The 1879-nt window shown below is 71.3% G+C and carries 1 protein-coding gene; it reads right to left on the reverse strand.

The window, feature by feature from the left end; translation table 11 throughout:
• Nucleotides 1-1879, reverse strand: a 1879-nt coding sequence (locus tag EAO76_RS42985; protein WP_148841637.1) for a condensation domain-containing protein, incomplete at both ends; no start/stop codon positions are given.

Consider the following 1879-nt stretch of genomic DNA (forward strand, 5'->3'; position numbering starts at 1 on the left):
AGATCCGGGCCACGCTCCAGGCACACCCCGACCAGCGAGCCGGCCGAGACCCCGCGCGCCGCCAGGTGACGCGCGAGCCGGTTCGACCGGGCATCCAACTCACCGTACGAAAGCGACTCCTCGCCCACGGTCAACGCCAMGGCGTCCGGACACTCCCGCGCCCGCTCCGCCACCAGACCGTGCAACGTCGCCGCATCCGCGACACCCGCCCCGACGCCGCCCCGCTCTTCCGACAACGCCCGCAACTCCGCCGCACCCAGCATCTCCAACTCGCCCACCAGCGCTGCCGGATCAGCCACAAAGGAGGACAGGAGCGCGGCGAAGTGCCCGGTGAGACGCTCGATCTCCTCGTGCCGGAAGAGCCCGCGATCGTAGGCGATGTTCACCTTCAGCCGGTCGCTGTCGTACACGATGGCCGTGATCGGGTAGCCGGTCCGCTCCACGTCGAGGAGGGAGGTGCGGACGAGCCCGTCGGGCAGTTCGTCGTCCCCGAGGCCGGGGAAGTTCTGGAAGACGAGCATCGACCGGAAGAGCTGTTCGCCCTTGGGGACCGCGCTCCACCCCTGCGCGTCGACCAGCGACGTGTACTCGAACTGCCGCAACTCCACATGCTCGCCCTGGAGTTCACGCAGCCATTCCGCCACCGGCAGATCCGACCGCACCCGGGCACGCACCGGCAGCGTATTGATGAACAGGCCGATCATGGACTCGGCCTCGGGGAGCCCGTCGTGGCGGCCGGACACGATCGATCCGTAGACGACCTCGTCGCAGCCGCTGTAGCGGGACAGGAGCAGCGCCCAGGCGCCCTGCACCACCGTGTTGACGGTCACCCGGTTGGCCCGTGCGAAGGCGCCGAGCCGGGCGGTGGCATCGGCGTCGAGTCGCAGTGCGACGTCGTCGAAGCCGCGTTCCGCGGTCGTGCCGCCGATGCCGAGGTCCGTGGGCTCGGCGAAGCCGCCGAGGCGGCCGCGCCAGAACTGCTCGGCCCGCTCTCGCGACTGCGCCTCCAGCCACTCGATGAACCGGGCGTACGGGACGGGCTCCGCCAGTTCGACGGACGAGCAGTCCGGCGACGCGCGGTAGAGCGCGAAGACCTCCCGCATGACCAACTGGGCGCTCCAGCCGTCGAGGACGAGGTGGTGGAACGTCCACAGGACCGTCGCGCGGTCGTCACCGAGCCGCACCACCGTCAGGCGCTGCAGCGGCGCGGACCCGAGGTCGAAGCCGCGCACCCGGTCCGCCTCGACGAGTTCGTCGAGCCGGCGCTCCTGTTCGCCTCCGGCCATGGAACGCCAGTCGATGACCTCGAAGGGCAGCTCGACCCTGCGCTGCACCACCTGCACCGGCTCGTCCAGGCCCTCCCACACGAACGCGGTCCGCAGTGCCGTGTGCCGGTCGACCACGGCCTGCCACGCCTCGCGCAGCCGCTCCAGGTCCAGCGGCCCGGTGAACTCGTCGAGGAACTGGACGGTGTAGGGGTGCACGTCCGACGTGTCGTACAGGCTGTGGAAGAGCATCCCGGACTGCAGCGGCGCGAGCCCGTACCGGGTCGGGGCGGGGCCCCTCGGGGCCTCCGGCTCCGCCGGACCGTGCTGGGCAGCCTCCGGCGTCTCGTGCTCGGCGATCCCGGCGACGGTCTGGTGCTGGAAGATCATGCGCGGCGTGAGGTCGAGGCCGTGCCGCTTGGCGCGCGAGACGACCTGGACGCTGAGGATCGAGTCGCCGCCGAGTTCGAAGAAGTTGTCGTGGACGCCGACCCGCTCGACGCCGAGGACCTCGGCCCAGATTCCCGCGACGGTCTCCTCCACCGGGGTACGCGGGGCCATGTACTCCGCACCGAGCCGGGGGCGGGCGCCGCCGGCTCGGTGCGGAGTACATG

It is taken from the genome of Streptomyces sp. sk2.1 (assembly GCF_008120935.1).
Classification (GTDB): domain Bacteria; phylum Actinomycetota; class Actinomycetes; order Streptomycetales; family Streptomycetaceae; genus Streptomyces.